The sequence below is a fragment of the Caldichromatium japonicum genome, from assembly GCF_011290485.1.
Taxonomy (GTDB): domain Bacteria; phylum Pseudomonadota; class Gammaproteobacteria; order Chromatiales; family Chromatiaceae; genus Thermochromatium; species Thermochromatium japonicum.
Window position 1 is genome coordinate 1,309,089 of the sequence record NZ_CP048029.1, and the last position, 21,092, is coordinate 1,330,180.

The 21,092-nt window shown below is 62.4% G+C and carries 13 protein-coding genes; 11 read left to right on the top strand and 2 right to left on the bottom strand.

Annotated features, from left to right (window positions below; translation table 11 throughout):
* Positions 1 to 119: 119 nt before the first annotated feature.
* The 6 genes from pta (at position 120) to mdoH (ending at position 9,611) form a co-directional block, all read left to right on the top strand.
* Positions 120 to 2,219, top strand: coding sequence for a phosphate acetyltransferase (gene pta, locus GWK36_RS06470; RefSeq protein ID WP_166270444.1), 2,100 nt, complete (start codon positions 120 to 122; stop codon positions 2,217 to 2,219).
* 10 nt (positions 2,220 to 2,229) lie between these two features.
* The gene (locus GWK36_RS06475) at positions 2,230 to 3,441 is read left to right on the top strand and encodes an acetate/propionate family kinase (RefSeq protein WP_166270445.1); all 1,212 of its coding nucleotides are present in this window, start codon (positions 2,230 to 2,232) and stop codon (positions 3,439 to 3,441) included.
* Positions 3,442 to 3,504: 63 nt separating this feature from the next.
* Positions 3,505 to 5,226, top strand: coding sequence for an OmpA family protein (locus GWK36_RS06480; protein WP_166270446.1), 1,722 nt, complete (start codon positions 3,505 to 3,507; stop codon positions 5,224 to 5,226).
* Positions 5,227 to 5,518: 292 nt separating this feature from the next.
* The gene (locus GWK36_RS06485; RefSeq protein WP_246237746.1) at positions 5,519 to 6,997 is read left to right on the top strand and encodes an OpgD/OpgG family glucan biosynthesis protein; all 1,479 of its coding nucleotides are present in this window, start codon (positions 5,519 to 5,521) and stop codon (positions 6,995 to 6,997) included.
* Positions 6,982 to 7,536, top strand: a complete 555-nt coding sequence (locus tag GWK36_RS06490; protein WP_166270448.1) for a hypothetical protein — start codon at positions 6,982 to 6,984, stop codon at positions 7,534 to 7,536. The genes GWK36_RS06485 and GWK36_RS06490 overlap by 16 nt, the downstream gene beginning before the upstream one ends.
* 2 nt (positions 7,537 to 7,538) lie before the next feature.
* Positions 7,539 to 9,611 carry a glucans biosynthesis glucosyltransferase MdoH gene (gene mdoH, locus GWK36_RS06495; RefSeq protein WP_166270449.1) on the top strand — a complete coding sequence of 691 codons (2,073 nt, stop codon included), beginning with the start codon at positions 7,539 to 7,541 and terminating at the stop codon, positions 9,609 to 9,611.
* Here the strand turns inward: mdoH and GWK36_RS06500 are convergent.
* Together GWK36_RS06500 and GWK36_RS06505 are read right to left on the bottom strand one after the other, a co-directional pair.
* Positions 9,577 to 10,917, bottom strand: a complete 1,341-nt coding sequence (locus tag GWK36_RS06500; RefSeq protein WP_166270450.1) for a GH1 family beta-glucosidase — start codon at positions 10,915 to 10,917, stop codon at positions 9,577 to 9,579. The two genes, mdoH and GWK36_RS06500, sit on opposite strands and share 35 nt — an antisense overlap.
* Entirely contained in the window at positions 10,914 to 12,692 is a 1,779-nt protein-coding gene (locus tag GWK36_RS06505; RefSeq protein ID WP_166270451.1) for an ABC transporter ATP-binding protein/permease, read from the bottom strand. The genes GWK36_RS06500 and GWK36_RS06505 overlap by 4 nt, the downstream gene beginning before the upstream one ends.
* Before the next feature lie 182 nt (positions 12,693 to 12,874).
* Here GWK36_RS06505 and GWK36_RS14885 point away from each other — a divergent pair, with 182 nt between their 5' ends.
* The 5 genes from GWK36_RS14885 (at position 12,875) to GWK36_RS06525 (ending at position 21,036) form a co-directional block, all read left to right on the top strand.
* A complete protein-coding gene (locus GWK36_RS14885; RefSeq protein WP_210756880.1) occupies positions 12,875 to 13,078 on the top strand; it encodes a hypothetical protein in 204 nt (67 codons plus the stop codon).
* 90 nt (positions 13,079 to 13,168) lie between these two features.
* Positions 13,169 to 13,834, top strand: a complete 666-nt coding sequence (locus tag GWK36_RS14890; protein WP_246237807.1) for an RNA-guided endonuclease InsQ/TnpB family protein — start codon at positions 13,169 to 13,171, stop codon at positions 13,832 to 13,834.
* Positions 13,835 to 13,870: 36 nt separating this feature from the next.
* On the top strand, positions 13,871 to 16,915 hold the full coding sequence (locus GWK36_RS06515; RefSeq protein ID WP_246237747.1) for a hypothetical protein: 3,045 nt from the start codon (positions 13,871 to 13,873) through the stop codon (positions 16,913 to 16,915).
* A 63-nt stretch (positions 16,916 to 16,978) separates the two neighbouring features.
* Positions 16,979 to 20,347 (top strand): GH36-type glycosyl hydrolase domain-containing protein, encoded by a 3,369-nt coding sequence (locus GWK36_RS06520; protein ID WP_166270453.1) that lies wholly within the window; start codon positions 16,979 to 16,981, stop codon positions 20,345 to 20,347.
* A 146-nt stretch (positions 20,348 to 20,493) separates the two neighbouring features.
* Positions 20,494 to 21,036, top strand: a complete 543-nt coding sequence (locus tag GWK36_RS06525) for a hypothetical protein (protein ID WP_210756881.1) — start codon at positions 20,494 to 20,496, stop codon at positions 21,034 to 21,036.
* Positions 21,037 to 21,092 lie beyond the last annotated feature (56 nt).

Here is a 21,092-nt window from a genome sequence, read left to right on the forward strand (position 1 = left end):
CGCACAGGGGCTGGCGGCGATCTTTCGGGGAAGCCGTCATCATCCCGTCGCTGACTGTTGGCTAAAATCGACAGGGCAGCGCCTTTCACCACCGGTCATAATCAGGGCAGGGTAGAAACATGCAAAGCATCTATATTGCCGGTGCCGGCGCTGGCAGCGGCAAATCGGTCGTTGTGCTCGGATTCACGGAATTGCTCTCGGCAGCAGGGCGGAAGATCGGGTTTTTCCGCCCACTTGCCCCACAAGGGGATGAACTCGATAACCTCACTGCCTTGATCCGCAGCCGTTATGCGCTGTCCTTTCCTACCGAGATGCTCTATGGCTGCACCGTCGAAACGGCGCGCCAACTCATCGGCTGCGGTCATTATGACGAACTGCTCAAGCGTATCCTGGAACGGTTCAAGATGCTGGAGGAGCAGTGCGATCTCGTGGTCTGCGCCGGTACCGATTACAACGGTCTGGTTCCTGCGCTCGAGTTTGGGTTCAACGTCGATCTTGCCAACCACTTCGGATGCAATCTAGTCGCGGTCGTCAAGGGCTTTAAACGCACACCGCAGGAGGCCGCCGATGCGCTCTATATAGCCCATGAGCTGATGCGCAGCCGCGGGGCCGATTTTTTGGCGAGTATCGTCAACGGTGTGGCCCCCCAGGATTTGGAGGCGGTGCGCAACCGTGTCGATGACCTCTTCTCCGAGACCGAGACCGTCTATGTCCTGCCTGAGCAGCCGGAGCTTGCCATGCCGACCGTCGGTGAGATCTGCCAGGCCTTGGGCGCCACCTGTCTCTATGGCGAGCAGGATGCCTTGGACCAGCTCGTGACCAATTACAAGATCGCGGCCATGGAGGTGCCGGACTTTCTGGGCTATATCGAGAATGGGTGTCTGATCATCACCCCTGGCGACCGGTCCGACATCATCCTCGCGAGTCTGGCCGCGGATGTCTCGGCCAATTTTCCGCGCGTCGCTGGGTTATTGCTCACCGGCGGGATCGAGCCAGCGCCGCCGGTTCGCACCCTGATCGAGGGCCTGCGCCGGCGCAAGGTGGCCATCCTCATGGTACCGACCGATACCTTCACCACCGCGATGAACCTCAGCGGCATCGAGGCCAGCCTGCTGCCCGGCGATGCGCGCAAGATCGCCGCCGCCTTGGGTCTCTTTGAGAGATATATCGATCTGGACGAGCTGCGCTGCCAGATTGCCGTCCATCATTCCGAGCGCATCACCCCTTTGATGTTCGAATATGAGCTCATCCGCCGCGCCAAGTCTTGTCGCAAGCGGATCGTGCTTCCCGAAGGCGACGAAGAACGCATCCTGCGCGCCGCCGAGATCCTCTCCTTGCGTGAGGTCGCGGACCTCATCCTACTCGGTAACCCAGACCGTATCCAGCGGCGGATCGCTGAGCTTGGTCTGCAGCTCGCACATCTGCCGATCATCGACCCAGTGACCTCTACCGAGCGGGAACGCTACGCCCAGATCTATTACGAAAGGCGCAAACATAAAGGGATCTCGGAGCAGATGGCCTATGACGTCGTCCAGGACGTCAGCTATTTCGGAACCCTGATGGTTGCCTGCGGCGACGCCGACGGCATGGTCTCAGGAGCGGTGCATACCACCCAGCACACCATCCGCCCAGCCTTCGAGATCATCAAGACCAAGCCCGGGGTGCAGCTGGTCTCGAGCGTCTTTTTCATGTGTCTGCCTGATCGGGTGCTAGTGTATGGCGACTGCGCGGTCAATCCCAATCCCACTGCGGAAGAACTGGCGAATATCGCCATCACCTCCGCCGAGACCGCGGCTGTGTTCGGGATCGAACCGCGGATCGCCATGCTGTCTTATTCGAGCGGTGACTCGGGCAAGGGCGAGGATGTCGATCGGGTCCGCGAGGCGACCCGTCTGGTACGTGAATGCCGGCCAGATCTCAAGGTTGAGGGGCCAATCCAATATGATGCAGCAGTCGATATCGAGGTCGGGCGCACCAAGCTGCCTGGCAGCGAGGTCGCGGGACATGCGAACGTCCTGATCTTTCCCGATCTCAACACCGGCAACAACACCTATAAGGCCGTCCAGCGCAGTGCCGGCGCCGTGGCCATCGGCCCGGTGCTTCAGGGGCTCAACAAACCGGTCAATGACCTAAGCCGCGGCTGCACCGTAACCGACATCGTCAATACCGTGGCCATCACCGCCATTCAGTCCCAGGCCGAGGGCGGTGGATGCCGTTGAGGGGGCGAGTATGAAGATACTGGTCCTTAATTCAGGGAGCTCATCGATCAAATATCGGCTCTTTCGGGTCGAGGATTGGTTGGTCCTAGCCGGCGGGATTGTGGGGCGGATCGGCGAGCCTCAAGGCGAGTTTCGCTTCAACTGGACCGATGCCGTTGGTCTTGCCCGCACCATTCAGGCTGACGAACCCATACCCAGCCATCAGGAAGGGCTCGGCCGTTTGATCTACGCCCTGCGCGCCCAGGGACTGCTCGCTGAGGTCGCAGAGATCGCAGCCATCGGGCATCGTGTCGTTCATGGAGGAGACCATTTCAGCGCCCCTGCCTTGATCGATGAGCGGGTGATCGCTGCCATCGAATCTTGCGTACCGCTCGCACCCTTGCATAATCCCGGGCATTTGGCAGGTATCGCCGCTGCCCGCGCCGCCTTCCCCAGCGTGCCTCAGGTGGCGGTCTTTGATACCGCTTTCCATCAGACCATGCCGCCTGAATCCTTCCGCTATGCCATCCCCGAATGGCTCTATACCCAGCATGCTATCCGGCGTTATGGATTTCATGGCACATCCCATCAATATGTCGCCCGGCGTGCTGCCGGGCTGCTCGGCAAACCGCTGGAGCGGTGCAACCTGATCACCTTGCATCTAGGTAATGGTGCAAGCGCCGCCGCCATCCGCGCCGGGCGGTGCGTCGATACCTCAATGGGCCTCACCCCCCTGGAAGGGCTGGTCATGGGCACCCGCGGCGGAGATGTGGACCCCGGCGTCATCATCCATTTGGTGCGGCATCTGGGTCTGGACATCGAGGCCATCGACCAGCTCCTCAACCGGCAAAGCGGTCTCTTGGGACTCTGCGGCGCCAACGACATGCGCGAGATCCTCGAACGCGTCGAGACAGGCGATGACCGCGCTGAGCTGGCGCTAGCCGTGACCTGTCAACGTCTCAAGAAATATGTCGGTGCCTATCTGGCTGAACTTGGCCGGGTCGATGCTATCGTTTTTACCGGCGGGATCGGTGAGAATGCGGCAAGGGTTCGCGCCTGCGCCTGTGCCGATCTCGGGCATTTGGGGATAGTGCTCGATGGCTCGCTCAATGCCCTGCCCTCCAAAGAGGAACGCTGCATCAGTGCGCAGGCATCTCCGATTGTCGTCTTGGTGATTCCCACTGACGAGGAGCTTGAGATCGCCCAGCAGACCTGGCGCCTGGTCTTGCCGCATGGCAACTGAGAGATACCGGGTGCACTATAGCCACCCTGCGCGCTATCAAAACAGCCTCATCCGGAGGTCCAGATGCCTGAACCCACTCCTGTGTCATCGAGTAGTCCCTTTTGGAAACTGATTGCGCTAGCGCTGTTGCTGTCGCTGATCGGCATCTATGCCTTGTATAGCTGGTATGACAATCGGCTTCAGGCCCAGATCGCGGAAAAGGATGCCTTGCTCGTCCAACAAAGCAGTCGGATCAAGGAGGCCGAGGCCAAGCGCCTGGCGGCTGAAGAGGCGCTCCAGGCCAGCCGCGCCGAGATTGATCAGCTTCGGGCCGAGTTTCAAGCCGAACGCCAGAGCCTCAATGATCAGATTCGGCTGCTCGAAGAGGCCAGGATGGGGCTGGGTCAGGATCTCGAAGGGATCAAGGCCGCCCATACCAAGGCACTCGCTGAGGAGCGGCGCAAGACTGCTGAGGCTATCGCCGAACGCGACCGGCTGCAAGCCGAACTGACCGCTGCCCACCAGCGGGTCGAGCAGCTCCAGGCGGATTTGAGGCGGGTTACCCAGTTAGTCGCCGAGACCGCTGAGGGCCACCGTAAACGGATCGCCGAGCTCGAGCGTCATCTCAATGAACGGATCAGCCTGGCGCGCACCATCCCTGAGGATGCCGAGTTATTACGCACCCTCCAGCAGCTCGGACTGACCAGTACCCCTGCCGCGCAGACCGCTGAGTCCCAGGCGCTCGCCGCCGAGCTTGAATCGGCCCGCGCCGAGCTTGCCCAGCTCCATCAGGAATATCTGGCATTGCGCAGCCAGTTCGAAGAAACCCAAAACGCCTTGGAGCAGGAGCGGGCGGCACTCGCGCTTCAGAACCAACAGTCTGAGTCTCGGGATGTACAGGAGCGCGCTAAACTCGAGCGGATCGCCCACCTTGAATCCGAGCTCGCCGCCGTGCAGCAGGCCCATGCCGAACTGCAGAAGGCGCAGACATCCATGCAAGAGACTCTGGCCGAGCGCGAACAGCGGATCGCCCAATTGCAGGCCGAACTGGAGATAGTGCGTGCCGCGCCCGATCAAGCCGAGGCGCTGGCCGCCGCCGAATCCCGTATCCGCGAGCTCGAGGCGCTGCATGCTCAGTCGTTACAAGAACAGACGGACCTGCAACAAGCGCTGGAGACGACGCGCGCCCGTTTGACCGAGCTTGAGTCCACATTGCAGGAGAAGGAGACGCAGGCCAGGGCCCCGTCTGATCTCCAGGCACTTGCTGAGGCGCAAGCCCGCATCGAGACCTTGAATACTGAGCTTGGGGAAGCCCGCGCCCGCCTGTCCGCGCTTGAGGCCGAACTGGCGGTCAAGGGGCAACAGGCGCAGGCAGCAGGCGATGCTGCTGGCGCACTCAAGCGCCTGCGCACCCTGATCGCCGATCTTGCCCGACTCCAAGCCACCTTTACCGAACAGGGTCTATTGGTACGGTTCGCCGAATCGGAACTGCGTTTCGCACCTGGACGCACCGAGCTACCGGCAGGGGAACTGCCCAATCTTGACTGCTTGGCTGAACTGCTCAAGACCTATCCCGAGTTGAAGGCGCGTATCGAGGGACACACCGACAGCTCAGGCAACCCCAGTCTCAACCAGACGCTCTCCCAAGGGCGTGCTGAGGCGGTGCGAGCCGCACTCATCGCCCGCGGCATCGACCCTGAGCGCCTCAGCGCCCAGGGCCTGGGTCCGAGCCGACCGCTTGCCGCCAATGCCACCGCTGAAGGCCGGGCCAAGAATCGGCGGGTGGAGATCTATCTTATCGAGTGAGCCTACAACGACCGGCGTTTGCGCTGCCCCGTCTGCCTTGCAGGGGGGCGAGATGTCGTTTGGGGGCGATTCAGGCTAGAATTAACCTACTTTGGCAGCCCTTGGATCCCTAACTGCTGCTCCTTCAGTTTTTTCCTTGTGGATTTAAAGGTTTACCTATTTCTAAGCCAGCCTGCATCTCGTCCAATCATCATCCTTTGAGAACACTATGACACTCGCTCGTTTGTTTGGAGTCCTTTCGCTTGGGGTCTGTTTGGTTTCTGGTGCGCCGCTTTGGGCAAAGGAGACGGGTGTGGTTGAGCCCGTGCCCAGCGAGGGGGCACCTGGGACTTTCACCTTTGCTGCAGTGGTGCGCCGCGCCCAAGAGCTGGCAGCTGCCCCTTATCAGCCCGACCGTCCGCCCTTGCCGGACTATCTCTCCAATCTCGACTACGACCATTATCGCGATATCCGTTTCAACCGTGACCAAAGCATCTGGAAGACCGAGGGGTTACCGTTTCAGATGCACCTCTTCCCCCGCGGCTTTCTGCACCTTGATCGGGTGACGATCAATATCGTCGAGGATGGAGCCACGCATCCCATTCTCTTCCGCCATGACCTCTTCGACTATGGCAAGAACCAGGTGCCAGACGAGATGCCCGAGGACCTCGGTTTTGCCGGTTTTCGTCTGCACTATCCGCTCAACCGCGACACGGTCTTTGATGAGGTGATCGTCTTTTTGGGGGCGAGCTATTTCCGGGCTGTGGCCAAGGACCTCAACTATGGGATCACGGCGCGTGGTCTGGCGATCGACACCGGCCTGCCGACCCGCGAGGAGTTTCCCGTCTTTCGCGAATTCTGGGTCTTCAAGCCCACACCGGATGCGGTAGACATCACCGTCTTTGCCCTGCTCGATAGCGAGAGCGTCACTGGTGCCTATAGCTTTGTGATCCGCCCAGGGATGGAGGCCGTCATCGATGTCAAGGCGCGGGTGTTCATGCGCAAGCCGGTGCAAAAGATCGGGATCGCGCCTCTGACCAGCATGTTCTTCCATGGCGAGACAACGGATCGCTTCATTGATGACTTCCGGCCCGAGGTGCATGACTCGGATGGGTTGCTGGTCATCAATGGCACCGGTGAGCGGATCTGGCGCCCCCTAGTCAATCCGGTGGGGCTGAGGGTCAGTGATTTCGTTGCGGAAAACCCGCGGGCCTTCGGCCTGTTCCAGCGCGACCGCGATTTCGGCCATTACGAGGACCTCGAGGCCCATTATCAAAACCGCCCGAGTGCCATTGTCGAACCGCTCGGTGACTGGGGGCGCGGGATGATCGAACTCGTCGAGATCCCCAGCACCGCCGAGCGCTATGACAACATCGTGGCCTATTGGATCCCCGAGCGTGCGCCTACAGCCGGGGATGAGCTCAAGTTCGAATATCGCCTGCGCTTTGGGCGCGACCTGGAGGCAGGACTCCTCGGCGGGCGAACGCTTGCTACGCGCATCGGCGCAGCCGGAACCGACATCCTCGACTCGCATCAGCGTAAGTTCGTGGTCGATTTCGTAGGGCCTACCCTTGCCCAGCTTGCTCCTGAGACTCAGGTCGAGGGGGTAGTCACCAGCACCACAGGCGAGCTCAGCAAGCCGGTCGTGCAATGGAACCCCCACATCCAGGGCTGGCGCTTGTTCTTCGAGCTCAAGCCAGACGGCAATAGACCGGCGGATCTACGCGCATTCTTGCGTCATGGAGACGATGTGTTGAGCGAAACCTGGAGCTTCCGATGGGTCAGGGAGTAGGCGATTCCCTCGCCATCCTCGAGTCGCCACCGGCAGCAGCAGAGGTTGTCTCTGCCGATCGACTGGCGATCGAGATGCGGGTGCGCCTCTATCTCGAGGCGCTCGGGGTGCAGGCGAGTGATGAGCTCGACGCCCTTGCAGCACAGGTGAATGAGAAGGTCGAGTTCAGGTCGCGGGTCGGACAGCTGGGCGAGCCCCTGGAGGCGGCGATCGAGGAGGTCCATCTTGCGCTCGATCGGTGGCTGCTCGCCGAGCTAGACATCGACAATGATCCCGACCGTCTGTCCGCAGCCCGCGCCGCTGTGCTCAGCGGACAGATCCCAGGCTGGACCCGCCGTTGGGCCGGTTTAAGCGATACCTCCTTGTCCGAGATCATCGCCGCCGGCTGGATTGCGGCAGTACCTGAACGCGCCCCATTGACGATGGACCCCAACCCGATCGACCTCTGCTGTCATCGGCTGGTTTCCCATCTGCTGGCTGAGGCAAAAAGGCTGATCGCTCTGTTCAGTCACCATCGCCGTGGGCTACCAGGGACATAGCCATGAAGGTTCGACTGTTCAAATCCATCGGCTGGCACCTCCAGCAACTGCTGTACTTTACTCTGGTCGTGGTGACGACCTTTTTTTGCTTGTCGCTGTTATCGGTTGCGCTCCAGGATGGCGGGCTATCTGCCTTGGAGATCGTGCTTCTCGTTTTCTATACCATCCTGATGCTGTGGATCAGTGCCTCGTTCTGGACCGCGGCCCTCGGGTTCTTCGTCCTGTTGTTTGATAGATACAGGTATAAGGCGGCGCATGCCTCCCGGAGCGAGGGAATGGCGTTTAAGACAGCCCTGGTGATGCCGGTCTATAACGAAGACCCAGAGCGGGTATTCGCCGGTCTGCGTGCAATCGATGAGGACCTGAAGGCGCTCGCTGTCCAGGATCGCTTCGAGATCTTTATCCTGAGCGACACCCGCGATCCTAGCATCTGGGTTCATGAAGAGATCCTTTGGCGCCGCTGGTCACAAGAACTTGGCAAGCCGGCGCGGATCTTTTATCGCAACCGTCCTGAGAATACAGCGCGTAAGAGCGGCAACCTGGCGGATTTCTGCCGGCAGTGGGGTGGTCGGTATCGCTATATGATCGTCCTGGATGCCGACAGCCTGATGAGCGCTGAGACCCTCATCGAGATGGTGCGGCGGATGGAGGCCGAGCCCAGTCTAGCCTTATTGCAGGTGCCGCCGGTGCCGATCAATCGGGTCTCGTTCTTTGCCCGGATGCTCCAGTTCGCCGGCAGCCTCTATGGGCGGATGTTCGCCGCTGGCTTGGCCTTCTGGCAGCAAGACATAGCCAACTTCTGGGGGCACAATGCCATCATTCGGGTGCGTCCATTCGCTGATCATTGCGGGCTCCCCAAGCTCCCCGGCCGCGAGCCCTTCGGTGGGGATATCCTGAGCCATGATTTCGTCGAGGCAGCACTTCTGGCGCGCGCCGGCTGGAAGGTCCGCCTGGCCTGGGATCTGGCAGGAAGCTACGAGGAGATCCCCCCGACCCTGATCGACTATGCCAAGCGCGACCGCCGATGGTGTCAGGGAAACCTGCAACATGCGCGCCTGATCATGGCGCGTGGCTTTAGGACCTTAAGCCGCATCCATTTTGCCATGGGGGTGATGTCCTACGCTGCATCGCCCCTGTGGCTGTTGTTTTTGATCGCCACTGGGCTCGAAGCCTATTTCAAAAGCCTGCATCGGCCTGTGTATTTCTTCGGCTATAACATCATTCCGATCTGGCCGCAATACTATGTGGTCGAGATGACCACAGTGCTCTGGGTGACCCTGGCCCTGCTCTTTTTGCCCAAACTTCTAGCCCTAATCTTCTTGGCCTTCGACCGCGCCGAGGCGCGGCGCTTTGGCGGTCTGGCGAAAGCGTCGTTGAGCGCCCTGATCGAGAGTCTGTTTTCGGTCCTGCTTGCGCCGGTCTTGATGCTCTTTCAAAGCAAATTCGTCGTGGCGATCTTGCTGCGGACCAGCGTCGGCTGGCCCGCCCAACAGCGCGGCGATCATCAAACCGGATTCTTCGAGGCGCTCGGTGCGCACGGCGGTCAGACCCTTTTGGGCCTGACCGTCGGCTATGCGACCTATCGCTGGGTACCTGATTTCTTTTGGTGGTTTACGCCGGTGCTTGCAGGGATCCTGCTTGCGATCCCCGTTTCGATCCTCACCAGCCGCACCGATCTGGGGCTGTGGGCTAGGCGGCTGGGCTTGTTCCTGACCCCTGCCGAGACCGAGCCGCCCGCGATCCTCAAGCGCTTGGACGAACAGCTCAAGCGCTCGCCGCCCTTGGAGGGGGTTGCGGGGACACAGGGTCCCGGCGCTCAGCCGTTCTGGGTCCAGGCCATACTCGACCCGCGGGTCTATGCCCTGCATGATGCCCTGCTGTACAACGAGCCGCAGAACCGGCGCCGACGGCACATCCTGGAGGGCCTGGTGTTTCAACTGCAGGACGAGGGCGAGGAGTCACTGAGCTTGCGTGAAAAGCGCGCCTTGCTCTCGCACCACGATGGGTTGTTTCTCCTGCATACCCGCCTTTGGGCGACCCCTAATCCGCCAACACTGCCCCTTGCGTCGCGATGACCGAGCGATAAAAGTGCGCGCTGGATTTGGGATAGCGCTGAAGGGTTTGGCGATCGACCCAATAGAGACCAAAACGCTTGCTGTAGCCCTCGGCCCATTCAAAGTTGTCCATGAGCGACCAGACAAAATAACCGCCGAGATCCACCCCAGCTGCCAGCGCCTGCGCTGCGGCGCGAAGATGCGACCTGAGATAGACGATGCGCTGGGGATCGAGGACGAGACCCGCACAGGGGGCCGGGTCGGCAAATGCTGCCCCGTTTTCGGTGATCAAGACCCGCGGGTTACCATAACGCTCTTTGAACCACCCCAGGACCTCGCCGAGGCCCTCGGGATAGATCTCCCAGCCCATGGCGGTGCTTTTTTCCCTAGGCGGCGGGAGACAGATCGCGCCTAAGGGTTTTGCCTCAGGCGCAGCAGCGACCCGGGCGCGGGTGTAATAGTTGACCCCGATGAAATCACCAGGATAGTGGATTTGGTCGAGCGCGACCGCGCCGAACTTGGGCCAAGCCGGGCCGAAGATCTGGGCGAGTTCGATCGGATAGCTCGCCAAGAACAAGGCATCCAGGAACCAGCGGTTGACGAAAGCGTCGCGCCTCTGGGCGGCCAAGAGGTCCGCGGCCTTTGGGTAGGCCGGATGCTGGGGTTCGAGATTGAGCGCGATCCCGATCTGGCCGTGCCCCAGGGTGCGATATGAGGCGACGGCTGCAGCATGGGCGAGCAAAAGATGATGCCCGACGCGCGCCGCTGCAGAAGGGTCGCGCCAGCCAGGCGCATGTCTTCCCTCCAGGTGGCCCAAGACGGCGATGACCCAGGGTTCATTGATCGTGATCCAGGAGGTGACCCGATCAGCAAAGGTCCGAAACAGGACCTCGGCATAGTCGGCGAACCACTGGGGACTGTCTGGGTTGATCCATCCCCCGCGGTCCTGCAAGGCCATCGGCAGGTCCCAGTGATAGAGGGTGATGACGGGACTGATCCCGCGTTCCAGTAGGGCATCGACGAGCCGCTGATAGAAACCGAGTCCTTTGCGATTGATCGCGCCCCTCCCCTCCGGTAGGACCCGCCCCCAGGCGATGCTGAAGCGATAGGCATTGACCCCGAGCTCGTGCAAAAGCCCGATATCCTCCAGATAGCGCTGATAGTGATTGCAGGCGATGTTGCCTGTCTCGCCATCGGCGATGTGCCCTGGGGTATGGGCAAAGCGATGCCAAATGCTCGGACCTGCCCCGTCCGCAAGCGGCGACCCCTCGATCTGATAGGCCGAGGTCGCCACCCCCCAGCAAAAGCCTTCAGGGAAGGCGCTCATGTCCCCTGTCCATCTGGCGGCAAGCCTGAATAGACAAAGCAGGCGAACGAGGAGGGGGTCTCTAGGGTCGGCGGTCGTAGGCACCAGGTCCCATCCTCGGCGATCTCAAGCAAGCGATCGTAAAAGCGCGGGTCGTCGTCCTCATCGCCCAGGGTGAGATAGGTGATCCCCCGTTGGCGCAGGAGGTTCAAGAGTTCCCCCAGAGGGCATTCGCTTAAGGCCCGGCTCGGGTGATCGAGAAAGACAAAGCGCGGTTCGGTGAGCAAAACGCGCGCAAAACTTAGCCTCTGCTGTTCGCTCAAAGAGAGAAAGTCGCTCCACTTGTGTTCTTTGTCGAGCCCGCCGGCCCGCTCTACCAGGGCCGCGAGATTGAGCGCCTTGAGGCTCTCGGAGATCTTCCAGTCTGGTAGCCAGCGCTCCTGACAAGGACGCAGCAGGATCTCGCGCAAGGTGCCAGGTGGGACATAAGGGCGTTCAGGCAGGAAAAAGATCGCATCATGGCCAGGATGGAGGATCCGGCCCTCGCCATAGGGCCAAAGGTCGGCAGCGGCGCGAAACAGGGCTTTTTCGGCCATCTCGCTCGCCGAACGCACCAACAGATAGATCCTCGTCGGCAACGACAGGCTCAGATCCTTCACCAAGATGCGTCCATTGCGCGGGGCATAGAGGGTCAGATGCTCAAAGGCCAGGCTGCTCGAATCGGCGCAGAACTCGACCCGGGGGGCGCGTTCCAGGTGGGCCTGCGCCATCGCCTCGTGCAAGGCATTGAGCCTCGCGATGACCGCTGTATAACTCGAGATCGATTGAAACTGGGTCACGATTAAGGAAAAGGCCCCGAGCAGATGGCCAAATGCCACCGCTGACTGGGTGATCACCCCGAACTCGACTTTTCCCTGGATGAATAAAGGCGCGATCACCAACGCCGGGATGATCTGGATGAGATAGTTATAGCCTGTTGTAAAGAAGTTGAGGTTGCGATTGACCTCGATCAGACGCTGGAAATTGGCGGTCAGTCGCTCCAATCGATCTTTGAGACGCAGCTTGAGACGCTCTTCGGTACGCAACAGGGCGATCGATTCAGCATGTTCGCGCACATGGACAAGGCGGGCTCGGAAATTCGCCTCATGATCGAGCTGGTCGTAATTGAGCTTGACCAAGGGCTTGCCGAGATAGATGGTCAAGGCCGAACCGACGAGCGAATAGGCGACTGCAACCCCGAATAACAAGGGGCTGATGGTCCACAGCACCCCAGAGAAGGCGATCACAGTGAAGCTCGCATTCAAGACCAGGAGGGTAAAGGAGAGAGTGATGGTGGTTAGACTGCGGATGTCCTCGGCGATTCGCTGATCCGGGTTGGGCAGCGCATCGCTAAGATGCAGCCGGAAATAGGTCCGTTCAGCGAGATAGCGGTCGATGAACTGTTCAGTGAGCCATTTGCGCCACAAAAGCCCCAGGCGCTCTTCGGTATAGCGGTAAAACACAGCGACGACCGTTGCAAGCCCCATGACCGAGACAAAGAGCAGGGCATAGGTGATGAATCCACCCATATCTCGGTTCTCGATCGCGGTCATAAAGTCGCGGTTGACATAGCTGTTGAGGACGTTCAAGCCGTTGATGGCGAATAGGCAAAGGATCAGCAGGCCGAAAAGCACCCTGCCCCGGCCGCCGACGGGCGAGCAGTTGAGCCGGTGCAACATGTGCACAAAGCGAGTCCAGATCACCGGGGTAATCGGGACCTTGAGCGTACTGAGCAATGACCAGAAGAGTCGGTACATGCGGAAAGGATCGTTCAAGGATGGACCAAGAGGCGTGCAGGGTGACTTTGAGACGGGCGCAGTATAGCCTAGATAGGCAGTGCGCCAAGCCGTTCGTCATAATCCGGCAATCTTCTGACAGAGCCAACCCTAGCATTACAAACTGTGCGCGATAGTGGATAATTTTCCACATAGAAAGCACGATGATGCGCACAGGCAAGGCGGCGAAGCGGCTTGGCGTCTCGGACAAGACCATTTGCCTGCCCAAGAGCGGTGAGGTCGCCATGACCGAGGCGTTGTGCTTCGATGGCAAGATTCTTGGTGCGACCGTTTCGCGTACTGCGGACGCTGGTTCGTCGCCATTCAGGTTGAAGTGGTCGATGCTGTGTTCTATCGCAGGCGCATGAAACGACTGGTGTTGACCTGGGCGTTGAGGCGGCGGCCAGGCTTTCCAATGGCGAGTCTGTTGAATCTCCTCTGCGCTTCGTCGTCTCAGGATTCGAGGCAGACGCCTTTCCTGCAAGGTTGAGGCGGCCAAGGTCGGGGCTGGGTTTGCGCCAAGGGCCGGACTGGCAAAAGGCACGAGGCTTCCGATCTTGAAGAATCGAAGGAAATCCTCTGCGATGTTGGCAAGGCTGCACGCACGCATTGCCAATGTCCGAGCGGACTTCACACATAAGCTCACGACCCGGCTCTGCCGCGAAAACCAAGGGGTGGTGATTGAGGATTTGAACGTCAAGGGCATGCTGGCGAACGAACGGCTTGCCCGCGCCATCAGCGACCTGGGCTTTGGCATGTTCTGCTTGCAGATGGAATACAAGGGGAAATGCTACGGCGTCTGGTTGGTTTTAGCTGATCGCTGGGATCCGAGCAGCCGCCTGTGTTCGGTCTGTGGTTGGGAGAATGAGATGTTGGCGTTGAAGGATCGGGAATGGACGTGTCCTCAATGCGGCACGCGCCATGATCGGGACATCAATGCCGCGCTCAATCTCAAACGGCTGGCAACCGCAACTGCCCTACCCGTGGCGAGTCCGTCCGGTAACGGCGGAGCTACAGCAGAGAGGGTCTCTGCCGTAGTCGGGAAAGTCACGCCTGTCAGAGACAAATGCGCTCCGCATTCGGGGCAGGAAGAGCACAGTGCGCCTGTTTGCGCACTGTCTTGAGAGCAGAGGGGGCCCTAAAGCACTATGCGCCATCAGATGCTCGATGTGTTTGGCGACCTGCCCGGATGGTCGGCGATCGCCTCCGGTCAGTCGCGGCTCGACCTTGGGCTAGAAGCCGGCCCCAACGAGGGCCCCGCGCTACGCCTGGACTTCGACTTCGGCACGGACGGTGGCTTTGTCGTGGCACGCCGGCGGTTGTCGCTGAGGCTCCCAGGCAGCTTTGCCCTGCACCTTGAGCTTAGCGCCCAGGGCCAAGCGCGCGGGATCGAGATCAAGCTCGTCGCTCCGGGCGATGAGAACGTCTGGCTGTGGCGAAGCGAGTCCTTCGATTTCCAGGGCGGGTGGCACAGCCTCGAGCTCAATGCCCGTGCCTTCGCCTTCGGCTGGGGTCCGGCAGGCGGCGGGTCGCCTGATGAGATCGATGCCATCGAGATCGCCCTCCTCGGCGGTGGCAAGGGCTCGCTGTGGCTCGCCGACCTTCGGCTCGAGGACCGCACCCCGCCGGAAAGACCGCAGATCATCGCTTCGGACGGGCCGGATGCGCCGGCATGGATCGAGCTCGATTGCGGGGCGATCTGCGATTACAGCGCCCTGTACCTGACCTGGGAGACGGATGGCCCGCATCCCTTTCGGGTCCTGGCGCGCGACGGCTCAGATGAAGGCTGGCGCCGTCTCTATGAATCACCCCATGCCCGAGGGCGGCAGAACGCCATCTATCTCGCCGACGGCTGTTCGCGCCTCCTGCGGATCGAGTCGCTCAATGACCGTTTACCCCTCCCCCGGCTGCTCGATCATCGGCTGTCTCCCGCTGCCGATGCCCGCTCGCTTGAGGAGTTTTTGATGCGTCTGGCCGAGACATCTCCGAGGGGCGCTTATCCCCGCTGGCTCGATCGCGAGCAGATCGAGTGGACCGCGATCGATCGGCCAGATGGCCAGACACCCGCCATCCTCAGCGAGGACGGAGCGGTCGAGGTCGGGCGCGCCTGGCCAATGATCGAGCCCATGCTCTGGACGGGGGAGATGCTTTTGACCTGGGGCGATTGCACCATCGAACAGGGCCTCATTGAGACGCCGTTACCCATCCCTCAGGTGATCTGGCGACGTGCTGCTTGGCAGCTCGTCATCACCGCCTTCGCCCAGGGCGAGCCTGGGTGGCTCTATCTGGGCTATCGGATCGCGCGCCAGGTGACAGAGGAGAACCCAGCCCCGGCCAAGGCGCGGCTCTATCTCCTCCTGCGCCCCTTCCAGGTCACGCCGCCTTGGCAGCGGCATCGGGAGATTGGCGGGTTGGCGCCCATCCATCGGCTCGCCTGGGAAGAGGGTGGGCTGTGGGCCGATGGGCGTCTTGCCTTGGTCCCTTTGCTCCAACCCAGCGGGGTCGGTGTCGGTAGCCTGGATGAAGGTCCATGGGTCGAGCGGCTGGCAGCAGGTCTCCTCCCCCAGGCAAGCGCGATCGACGACCCCAATGGTCTGGGCTGCGCGGCGGTCTGGTTCGACCTCGAGCTTGCCGCCGGTGCCGAGGAGACAGTCTGGCTGGCTGCGCCACTCGGAGAGCAGGCGGGGCAGGGTTTGGGGGATATTGCAGGCGAGACGCTTGCGCTTCGGCTGCCCCACGGCGAGGTACCCTTGGAACAGGCCATCGCCGAGTGGCGGGGCGTGTTGCGGATAGATGTGGCAGGCGGGACGCCGACGCTCCTATCTGCGCCGGCGCGTCCCTATTGGGATGCAGCGCAAGGGGCGATCGCCCATGTCCTGATCAACCGCCAGGGGCCGGCCTTGCAACCCGGGCCGCGGCGCTATGCCCGCTCCTGGATTCGGGATGGAGCGGCGATGGCCGCGGCCTTGAACCGCTTTGGGCTGGTTGATGTCTCCCTCGCCTTCGTCGAGTGGTATGCCGGTTTTCAGGATACCGCTGGGCGCGTGCCCTGTTGTGTCGATGACCAGGGGCCGGATTGGCTAGTCGAGCACGACAGCCTAGGGCAGTTGATCTTCGCCATCGCCGATGCCTGGCGCTTCGGCGCCGATCCTGCGCGCATCGCACCCCTCTGGCCTGCGGTCTGCAAGGCAGTTGACCACCTCGAACGCCTGCGCGCCGAGCGCCTGACCCCTGAGTATCAGACGCCTCAGCGCCGCGCCTGTTTTGGGCTACTGCCCGAGTCGGCGAGCCACGAGGGGTATCTCGCCCATCCGGTCCATGCCTATTGGGATGATCTCTGGGCCCTGCGCGGGCTCAAGGATGCCACCGAGCTCGCCGAGGCCCTGGGGGATGAGGTCCAGGCAGGGCGCTGTGCGCGTCTGCGCGCTGAGCTCGCAGCGGATCTCTATCGCTCGATCGAGCAGGTGGCAGCCGCGCATGGGCTGGAGGATCTGCCTGCCTCGGTTGAGCTCGCCGACCACGACCCGGTGGCCCTTGCGGTCGCGCTCGGCCTGGTCGATGAGGGACATCGCTTGCCGCAGATCCCGTTGCGCCGGACGTTCGAGCGCTTCATCGCCCGCTTTCGGGCGATGCATGGGCCAGATCCTGTCACTTGGACCAATTTTACCCCCTATGAGATCCGCGTCGCCTCTGCCCTGATCCGGATCGGTTGGCGCGCCGAGGCCCACGAGGTCTTGGGATTTTATCTGGATGCGCGCACCCCGCCCGCCTGGAACCAGTGGCCGGAGATCATCTGGCGCGACCCGCGCGCACCGGCGCATCGCGGTGATCTGCCGCATAGCTGGATCGGCGCCGAATATGCCCTGGCGGTGCGCGATCTGTTTGTCTATGAGCGCGATTCCGACCGCTCTTTGGTAATAGCCGCCGGCATCCCGTTGGAATGGCTTCAGGCGGGCCCCATCCGCCTCCGGGGGCTGCCGACCGCCTATGGGCCCTTGGACATCGAGATCGCGCCTTGGACGGGCGGGGCCCTCGTCGTCCAACTCGGCGGGGACCTAAGTCTGCCGCCTGGCGGGATCTGGGTCTGTCCGCCGCTGCCCGGGCCGTTGTTTTCGGTGCGGATCGATGGTGAAGAGAGCCGAGATGTCGATGCCTCAGGTGCCCGGGTGCGCGCGCTTCCGGCGCGCCTTGAGCTGTTGGCCTAGCGCTATGCGTACCCTAATGGATAGTTCGGGCGAGACGCCCGCGCTCCATCGAGGATTGAGCCCATGCGTGAACCGATGACAGGCGAAGGACGTGATCATCGCCTTTGCCGACGGCGGCTCGAGGTCGTCATCAGCGACTCGGGCGCAGGTCAGTTGCGGTTTAAAGGTCTGGCGCTGACGCGCTGGCCGGGGGACCCGATCGAGGATGCCCTCGGCAGCCTCTTATATCTGCGCGATCTCGATAGCGGCGAGCTCTGGTCGCTCGGCTATCAGCCGACTCGGACCCTGGCGGATGATTATCGTGCTGCCGATTGCGCGGGTGGTTTTCGTTTGGAACGCGAAGATCACCGGATCCGGCTGCGTCTTGATCTGCGCCTGGACGAGACCCTGGACCTCGAGCGCAGGTGTCTGCGGATCGACAATGGATCCGGGCGAAGGCGGCGTCTTGAGCTCACCAGCTATCTTGAGGTCGTGCTCTTTCCAGCAGACGCCGATGCCGCACATCCGGCATTTTCCAAGCTCTTCGTCGAGACCGCGCGCGATCCAGGGACCGGCGCGCTCATCGCCCGCCGCCGCCCGCGCTCGGCAGGCGAATCCTGGCCCTGTCTCGTCCATGCACTGGTCGGCGCCGAGGCCGGGCAGTGGGAGACCGATCGGGCACGTTTCATCGGGCGCGGTCATACATTGGCGCGCCCCTTGGCTCTGCTCGGCGCTCTGCCCCTGTCAGGTAGCCTCGGGCCGGTGCTCGATCCGATCCTGAGTCTGCGCACCTGGGTCGAGCTCGAGGCAGGCGAGGGCTGCGAGCTGACCTGGCTCACCGGCGCCGCCGATCCGGATGGGCTTGCTGCCCTGCTTGCTACGATCGCAGCCGAACGCCGGGCCCAGCCCGCAGCACCGCTTCCCCCGTGGCAGCCTGCCTGCGCGGGGACAGACCCGGCGAAGGGGCAGGCGGGGGAGCAAGCGGAGGTGCGCAGCGCGCAGCCTGCCGAGGGGTTGCTGCTCTTTAACGGCTACGGCGGGTTCGACCCCGCCGGCCGCTTCTATGAGATCCGCATCGCCCATCTCGGCGCAGGCCACCGTCGTCCGCCGCAGCCCTGGATCAATGTCATCGCCAATCCCGATTTCGGCTGTCTGGTTAGCGACTCAGGCGCGGGTTATACCTGGTCGCGCAATAGCCAGGTCAATCGCCTGACCCCCTGGTCCAACGACCCCGTCTGCGACCCGCACAGCGAGGCCCTTTATCTGCGCGACGAGGAGACGGGGGAGTCCTGGTCGCCCTGGCCCGGACCGCGCCCCGCACCTGCCGACTATCGCGTCCAGCATGGATGGGGCTTTAGCCGCTGCCTGCTCGATTATGCCGGTCTCGAACACGAGACCCTGGTCTTCGTCGCCCGCCAAGACCCCGTCAAGATCCAACGCCTGCGCCTGACCAACCGCACGGGGCGGGCTCGCCGACTCGCGATCCTCAGTTATCAGCGCCTGGTCCTAGGCCAGCGTCCGGTGTATCCAAGCCCCATCGTCGCCGCCCGCGACCCCAGGGGGTTCCTGCGCGCAACCAACCCAGATGCCGGCGCATTCGCTGGGGCCATCGTCTTTGGCCGCAGCCAATTGTCCGGTGCGACCCTGATCGGACGCGAGTTCACCACCGAGCGGCTGGCGTTCATCGGCCATCACCGCAACCCGACCGATCCGATCGCCCTGGCGCCTGGCTTCAGGCTCGCCGAGCTGACAGGGGCGGGGCGCGATCCCTGTTTTGCCGAGCATCTCCTGATGGAACTTGCCCCGGGCGAGACCATGACCTGTGACCTCTTATTCGGCGAGGCCTTGAATGAGGACCAGCTCGCCGATCTCTTGGCCCGCTATGCCGAGCCTGCGGCGATCGCCGCCGCCCACGCCGAGGCGGTCGGTTTTTGGGGAACCCTGACTTCGAGCATCCAGGTCGAGACCCCTGAACCTGCGCTCGATCGGTTGTTCAACGGCTGGGCACTCTATCAGACCCTGGGGTGCCGTATCTGGGCGCGTTCGGCCTTTTATCAGTCGGGCGGTGCCTTCGGCTTTCGCGATCAGCTCCAGGACGCCCTGGCCCTGACCATGATCCGCCCCGATCTCACCCGCGCCCAGATCCTCCTCCATGCCGCTCAGCAGCTCGTCGAGGGCGATGTGCTCCATTGGTGGCACCCAGAGCCGCTCGGCTGGGGTCTGCGCACGCGCTTTTCCGATGATCTCCTGTGGCTGCCCTATGCAACGGCGCACTATGTCAGGACGACAGGTGATCTCGACATCCTCGCCGAACCCATCCCTTATCTCCAGGCACCCCTGCTTGCGCCCGGCGAGGATGAGCGTTATCTCAAGCCCGAACCGAGCAGCGAGGTCGGCGATCTCTATGACCACTGCTGTCGCGCCATCGATCGCTCGCTAACCCAGGGGCCGCACGGCCTGCCGCTGATGGGCACCGGCGACTGGAACGACGGCATGAACCGCGTCGGGCGCGAGGGACGCGGCGAGAGCGTCTGGCTCGGGTTCTTTCTCTATCGCCTGATCGAAGACTTTCTCCCCTTGTGCCAAGGGCGAGGGGACCGGGGGCGGGCCGCGCGCTACCGCGCCTATCAGGAGCGGCTCAAGGCAGCGCTCGAGGATGCGGGCTGGGACGGCGCCTGGTATCGGCGGGCCTATGACGACGACGGGGCGCCGCTGGGGACGGCGCAGGACAGCGAATGCCGCATCGATGCCCTGGCCCAGTCCTGGGCGGTGCTGTCGGGGGCGGCCTCGGCCGAGCGCGCCGACCGGTCGCTAGATGCCCTGGAGCGCGAGCTAATCGATGAGACTGCGCGCCTGATCCGCCTCCTCGCCCCTCCATTCGTCAACACCCCCCGCGATCCGGGCTATATCAAAGGCTATGTCGCCGGGGTGCGCGAAAACGGCGGGCAATATACCCACGCCGCTTGCTGGTCGGTGGCGGCCCTGGCCGAGTTGGGCCGGTGCGAACGCGCCGCCCCCCTGCTTGCGATGCTCAGCCCTGCAAGCCACACCCCGACCCCAGAGGACGTCGAGCGCTATCGCCTCGAGCCCTATGCCATCGCCGCCGACATCTATGGCGCCCCACCGCATATCGGGCGCGGCGGCTGGAGCTGGTACACGGGTTCAAGCGGCTGGTGGCTGCGCGTCGGCCTGGAATGGATCTTCGGGGTGCGGCTCGAGGGGGGGCGAAGGCTGTTGCTCCGCCCCTGTATCCCCAAGGACTGGCCGGGCTTTAGCCTGGGACTACAGCTGACGGACGGCAGCGAATGCGCCATCCAGGTCGAAAACACCGGCGGCCGGGCGGTGATCGCGGCCTGGCTCGATGGTGACCCCCTCCCGCTCCAGCAGGGCGCAGCCTGCGTTTTGCTTTCCGGCGGCCCCAGGCGTTATGCCGTCAAGCTTCGCTTGGGGTGAGCGATGGAGCGCGGGCGCCCCGCCTGCTCTCTCCATGGACGGTCGAGTTTTGCGCCGGGCGCATCGGGCCTTTTATCCTTGCCAATAGGGTTCGCCATGCGCACCCGATGGCCTTTTCCTAAGCACCTCTTCCTCAAGGACCCAGTATGCCCAAGAATCTGTTTGATGCCGCTGCCCGGGCGCTTGCTGCCTGTTATGTATCGATGACCCTGCCGTTCCAAGCGTCCGCTGCCGAGATCCAACCCTTGCAGGTGGCAGTGATCAAGGCAACCACAGGTCTTTGTCTGCGCGGTCAGATCTGTCACAAGGATCGTGCCGGTTCCTGGACACCGCGCAAACCGATCGCGATCCTTGCCGTCTCTGCGGCCGAGCAGGCCGATGTGGACCTCTATGCCGATATCGAGGTGAGCACCAAGCCCGAGATGTATCAATGTGCGGGTGAGGACGCGCGCGGCTGTATCTTTCGCGCCAAGTATTCGGGCCCAGGCCTGTTCGACTATGCTGCCCAGTCAGGCAGCACCTATCTGGGATCGAACATCACGACCACGGCCCTGAGCTTTCCGGCGGGCTATGGCATCCATATCCCTGCCGGCGAGCCGATCTATGTCCATCTCGATGTGCACAATGCGAGCCTGATCGATCTCAAGGTCGATCAAGACGTCTGGCTGTATTACACCGAGCTCAAATAGGGCGCAGATGGTGCGCCCTGAGATATTGCGGTCGAGACGCCCGTGCAGTGCGCACT

Coding starts and splice junctions, on each gene's coding strand:
- GWK36_RS06525 (WP_210756881.1), top strand. CDS start 20,494: ATGCCCAAGAATCTGTTTGATGCCGCTGCCCGGGCGCTTGCTGCCTGT.
- GWK36_RS06475 (WP_166270445.1), top strand. CDS start 2,230: ATGAAGATACTGGTCCTTAATTCAGGGAGCTCATCGATCAAATATCGG.
- pta (WP_166270444.1), top strand. CDS start 120: ATGCAAAGCATCTATATTGCCGGTGCCGGCGCTGGCAGCGGCAAATCG.
- GWK36_RS06480 (WP_166270446.1), top strand. CDS start 3,505: ATGCCTGAACCCACTCCTGTGTCATCGAGTAGTCCCTTTTGGAAACTG.
- GWK36_RS14885 (WP_210756880.1), top strand. CDS start 12,875: ATGATGCGCACAGGCAAGGCGGCGAAGCGGCTTGGCGTCTCGGACAAG.
- GWK36_RS06520 (WP_166270453.1), top strand. CDS start 16,979: ATGCGTGAACCGATGACAGGCGAAGGACGTGATCATCGCCTTTGCCGA.
- GWK36_RS06490 (WP_166270448.1), top strand. CDS start 6,982: ATGGGTCAGGGAGTAGGCGATTCCCTCGCCATCCTCGAGTCGCCACCG.
- GWK36_RS06515 (WP_246237747.1), top strand. CDS start 13,871: ATGCTCGATGTGTTTGGCGACCTGCCCGGATGGTCGGCGATCGCCTCC.
- GWK36_RS06500 (WP_166270450.1), bottom strand. CDS start 10,917: ATGAGCGCCTTCCCTGAAGGCTTTTGCTGGGGGGTGGCGACCTCGGCC.
- GWK36_RS06505 (WP_166270451.1), bottom strand. CDS start 12,692: ATGTACCGACTCTTCTGGTCATTGCTCAGTACGCTCAAGGTCCCGATT.
- mdoH (WP_166270449.1), top strand. CDS start 7,539: ATGAAGGTTCGACTGTTCAAATCCATCGGCTGGCACCTCCAGCAACTG.